Consider the following 4901-nt stretch of genomic DNA (forward strand, 5'->3'; position numbering starts at 1 on the left):
TAAAAAAATTTTTAATATTTTCAATGAGTTATATTTTGGAAGAGACTTTTTTTGATTTTTTGGCATGAAAATTGCAATTTATTGAGATAATATTTTGGAATTAAGAATATGTGAGGAGAAAAGAATGATTAAAAACAAAAGAAATTTAAAGATAGCAATGAGTTTACTAATATTTTTTGTCTCTATTTGTATATGCTCGTCTTCCCAAGCGCTAACGATTTCATGGGTGGATTGGACTTCGCAGGATTATTACACATGGGGTGAAGTTGATGGTAATGTTAACGGTGTATCTGTTACATATACTGGTTATTTTCAAAATGCACAAACTGGGGGGGGGATTAACTTTTGGTCATACAATCCCACTACATATACAGCCCCGCCAGTGGTTGATAATCCTCCACCTGATTCTGATATGATTCGTCCAAGTACATATTCCTCATTAGTAATTCATACGGTTACTTTTTCACAACCAGTTGTGGACCCTGTAATAGCGATTATGGCTTTGGGTGACAATACACATTCGACATGGTTTCAATTTGATAGAGGTTTTGATTTATTAAATGTTGGTTCAGGTTACACTGGTCCAGGACAACTATGGAAATCCGGTTTGCGTTTAATAGGGAAAAACGGAAGTGGACTGATTCAATTTCCGGGAATTGTGTCATCTGTCAGCTGGAGGACAAGTAAAGATTATAGTTTTGACCCTATATTTCAGGTTGGAATTTCAGACCTTGCAAATCCTCCGGTTCCAGAACCGTCATCTTTTATCTTATTGGCTGTTGGCATAAGTAGTATTCTAACATATCGAAATTTTAAAAAATGAGAGTTTGGATTGAAAAGCTTGTTTTTTTATCATTTGTCATTCTCATTGAAATTGTCGCACCAAATAAATCTGAAGCTACACCGATACGATTTATTCCTAATTTGAAGTCCATTACTATTTGGGAAAGAACGGGCGGGCCTGGTCCTAATCCATATGTTTTGGATGTCAATAGCGTTGAGTTAACTACGCGTCTTTCAGATCCTCTTGCCCCTAACAATAAGGATTTTATGGGAGCTTATACAGAATTTTATGATGTTTATTATTCAAATGCAGATGGAACTTTTAATATCGATGGAGAATATTTGAGTATTACTGCGGTGTTTGGTATGACATATCCTGCTGGAGGCGGACTTAATCTTGCCGAGGTTGAGCTGAATTTCTTTTCAGGCGAAAGTGAGTATGGAAGTTTTGTTTCAAGCTATGCTGCATTAGGAGATAATGCGGAACCCGCTTCGGTTATATTTGCCGTTGATGGAGATTTACAGACACATACAACTATGGGTAATACTGTTGGGCTGTCTGAGAGACTTCGTGTGACATTGGGATTCCTTTCATCAGCAGGTCCTGTCCCGGAGCCATCGACATTGATGCTTCTTGGTACAGGTTTTGCGGCAGTTTTATTTGTAAGGCGAAAAAGGAAATAAGAAGGAGCTGTCAGAAGTTACTCTATTTTGAAAAAATCCTTTACTTTCTTTACAGCTTCAAGGGCATCCTTAGCGTAAAGGGATGCACCTATTTTGTCTGCGAAGGTTTGAGTTACCACTGCACCGCCCACAGCAACAGGAATATTTAGATTCTTTTCACGAAGGGCATTAATCACCTTTTCCATCTGCATTACAGTAGTTGTCATTAATGCAGACAAACCAATCATATCTACATTATTCTTTTTTGCCTCTTCGAGAATTTTTTCACAGGGCACATTCTTCCCTATATCTATTACATTAAAACCGTGGTTTTGAAGGAGAGTTGTCACGATATTTTTTCCGATATCGTGGACATCGCCTTCCACCGTTGCCATAAGAATTTTTTTCCCGGTGCTATCTGCAGTTTTCTTCATATCCTGCTTAATCCGTTTGAATGCCTTTTCAATAACTTCTGCAGACATCAATACCTGAGGCAAAAACATTGTGTTGTCTCTGAAAGCTTCTCCAACCTTTTCGAGGGCAGGAATGAGATATTGATTGCTTATATCAAGGGAATCCATCCCACTTGCAAGAGCTTCTTCAACAAGAGGAATTATAGAGTCTTTGTCGCCCTCTATTACCGCTTTTTCTATTTTTTCCTGCAAGGTAGCCGCTTCCTTTTTTACTGTTGAAGATGTTGCGCTCTTTTTTTCCTCTTTCCCTATTCCTTGAGTTAGCTCGAGATTGGTAGATTTCACAAAATTGATATATTGCACTGCGCCTTTGTCTCTTCCGGTGAGAAGAGAAGTTGTTTTTAATGCTTCCTGAATTCGTAAATCAAGAGGATTGATAATTGCCGCATCAAGTCCTTTTGCAATTGCCATAATCAAGAATGTGGAATTGACTGAATTCCTTGATGGAAGCCCGTGTGATACATTGCTTACTCCAAGAATGGTTGGTATTTGCAGGTCTTTTTTTACCATTTCGACTGCGCGAAGCGTCTCCAAGGCACATTCAGGTTGGGCGGCTACGGTTGAAACTACACAGTCAGCTATTATATCGTCTTTTCTTATTCCTTCAGCTTCTGCGCGTTTTACGATTTCTTTGATTATTTCGAATTTTTCTTCTGCTTTCTCTGGCACTCCCTCTTCATTTACTGCCAATGCAAGAATGGCTGCTCCATATTTTTTTGCAAGAGGTAGGATTGTTGTAAGCTTAACTTCTTCACCACTTACTGAATTGATGATAGGTTTGCCTGAAAATGCTTTCAGCCCTGCCTCTATTGCATCAGGATTGGATGAATCAATCATAATTGGGACATCTGTAACAGACTGGACTTCATAGACAGCTCTTGAGACTAATTCAGCTTCATCGGCGCCGGGTATTCCCATATTTATGTCGAGAATGGATGCGCCTGCTTTTACCTGTTTTAGAGCATCTTCTCGCACCAAAGAGAAATCTCCTGATAGAATCTTTTCAGATAAAATTCTTCGTCTTGTGGGATTGATTCTCTCTCCTATGACTGTGAAGGGGTGACCTTCTCCTATACAGTGAAAGGATGTCCTACCTGAAACAATGAGGCCTTTCTTTTCTTTTTTATTGATAGGTTTCAGATTTTTTACAGCTTTTTTCATTTCGATAAGATGTGAAGGCGTTGTGCCGCAGCATCCTCCAATGATGTTTGCACCTGCTGAAACAAGTTTTTTCGCTCCTTCTGCCATATCTGAAGGAGATGCAGGAAATACCGTTTTACCATCGATTAATTCGGGCAATCCTGCATTTGGCTGAAAGATAAGAGGAGTTTTTGAGATAAGTGACATACGTTTTGCAATTTCAACCATTCCGTCAGGTCCAAGACTACAATTTGCCCCAAGAGCACTTACATCGAGAGCGTCAACGATCACGGCGGCAACTTCAGGTGTTACGCCAACAAGTGTGCGAAGATTTGTCTGAAAGGTCATCGTAGCGATTATTGGTTTCTCTGTTACTTCTTTTGCGGCTATCACGGCGGCTTTCAATTCTGAGGGCTCAGCCATTGTTTCTATTATGATTATGTCAGCACCTGCGTCAGTACAGGCTTTTATCTGATTTTTGAAAGTTTCGACAGCGTCATCAAATTTTAATTCGCCGATTGGATACATAAGTTTTCCCGTTGGACCTATAGAAGCCGCGATGAGCGCTTTACCATTTGCTATTTCTTTCAGCGCCTTGATTCCTTCAAAATTGATTTTGTAAGCATCATCTTCCAAACCGTGTTCTTTTAGTTTTATACTGCTTGCCCCAAAGGTGTTTGTTTCAATGGCTTCACAGCCGGCATCTATATAAAGTTTTGCAATTTCCTGAAGCCAATCAGGGTGGTTTATGTTGATCATTTCGGGAGGGAGGTCTTTTTCAAAGGGTTTGTTTTGAAGCATTGTGCCTGTGGCGCCGTCAAAGAGAAAAATTTTCTCCCTTATTATTTTTTCAAATTCTTTTCTATTCATAATAGACCTTATTATTCCATAATAAAGTCAGACAGAAAAATCTTATATCGTTAAAAGACTATTATTTTTTACTTTTCCGACTGTTTATTTTCGCACTTGCAAAATGTTGTTGTCTGATTTTATAGACTAACAAAATTACAGCCGCAGGCACAAGGATTAGTGCAACTCCCTGTGAAGTTGAAATCGCATTTTCTATTATAAATCCGCGTTCATCGCCTCGGAAAAATTCAATTATAAATCTTGCAGTGCCATAGAGGATTACATAAAGGATTGCATTTTGTCCGTCGAATTTTTTTCTTTTTAATGAGAGATGAAGGACCAAGAAGATTAGCAAATTTGATAAGCTTTCATAGAGTTGTGTTGGATGAATTGGTATTCCAAGCACAGGATAGGCAAGACTTTTGGGATTAGTAAAGGTAACAGCCCACGGGACATCTGTTGGCTTTCCATAACAGCATCCTGCCATAAAACAGCCGATTCTTCCAAATGAATGTCCAAGAGGGAGCGCTGTTGCAAAGATATCGAGGAATTTTCCGGGAGGCATCTTCTTCTTTTTGAGAAAAAAGTATCCTACCGGAAGGGCGGCAAGAAAACCGCCATAAAAAACGAGCCCTCCTTCCCAAACTTTAAAGATTGAAAGAAGGTCGTTGCGGTAATATTTGAAATCGACAATGACATACATAATACGCGCACCAATGATTCCCGAGATTACGATGTATATGCTAATATCAAGGGCGTTCTGTACATCGAGATTTTCCCTTTGTGCCTGCTTTGTAATATAAAAGAGCGCAAATAAAATTCCAATGGCAATCAAAGTGCCATAAGTTTTTATTTCAAGCCCCCAAAGGTTTATCAATATAGGATGCATTTATTAAAAATCCTTCCTCTAAAAGCAGTTGTGGTATTATAGTTTTTAAAAAGGTTAAGCGTCAAGGAATTATGTAGATTATCAAGCAGTTTTCTGTTAAAATA

Annotated in this window: 4 protein-coding genes; 2 read left to right on the forward strand and 2 right to left on the reverse strand. The window is 38.8% G+C overall.

What is annotated here, in order from left to right; all coding sequences use genetic code 11:
- Positions 1-124: 124 nt before the first annotated feature.
- The gene (locus D6734_07300) at positions 125-823 is read left to right on the forward strand and encodes a PEP-CTERM sorting domain-containing protein (protein ID RMF94599.1); all 699 of its coding nucleotides are present in this window, start codon (positions 125-127) and stop codon (positions 821-823) included.
- Positions 820-1467 carry a PEP-CTERM sorting domain-containing protein gene (locus D6734_07305; protein ID RMF94600.1) on the forward strand — a complete coding sequence of 216 codons (648 nt, stop codon included), beginning with the start codon at positions 820-822 and terminating at the stop codon, positions 1465-1467. Before D6734_07300 ends, D6734_07305 begins: the two co-directional genes overlap by 4 nt.
- 17 nt (positions 1468-1484) lie before the next feature.
- Here D6734_07305 and D6734_07310 read toward each other — a convergent pair whose 3' ends face one another.
- Positions 1485-3929 carry a homocysteine methyltransferase gene (locus D6734_07310; GenBank protein ID RMF94601.1) on the reverse strand — a complete coding sequence of 815 codons (2445 nt, stop codon included), beginning with the start codon at positions 3927-3929 and terminating at the stop codon, positions 1485-1487.
- A gap of 61 nt (positions 3930-3990) precedes the next feature.
- Positions 3991-4797: a prolipoprotein diacylglyceryl transferase gene (lgt, locus tag D6734_07315; GenBank protein RMF94602.1), complete on the reverse strand. Its 807-nt coding sequence runs from the start codon at positions 4795-4797 to the stop codon at positions 3991-3993.
- Between the last annotated feature and the right edge of the window lie 104 nt (positions 4798-4901).

The sequence above is a fragment of the Candidatus Schekmanbacteria bacterium genome, assembly GCA_003695725.1.
Taxonomy (GTDB): Bacteria; Schekmanbacteria; GWA2-38-11; order GWA2-38-11; family J061; genus J061.

Excerpts from the sequence above, each read along its gene's own strand:
- D6734_07310 (RMF94601.1), bottom strand. The coding sequence starts at position 3,929 with ATGAATAGAAAAGAATTTGAAAAAATAATAAGGGAGAAAATTTTTCTC.
- D6734_07305 (RMF94600.1), top strand. The coding sequence starts at position 820 with ATGAGAGTTTGGATTGAAAAGCTTGTTTTTTTATCATTTGTCATTCTC.
- lgt (RMF94602.1), bottom strand. The coding sequence starts at position 4,797 with ATGCATCCTATATTGATAAACCTTTGGGGGCTTGAAATAAAAACTTAT.
- D6734_07300 (RMF94599.1), top strand. The coding sequence starts at position 125 with ATGATTAAAAACAAAAGAAATTTAAAGATAGCAATGAGTTTACTAATA.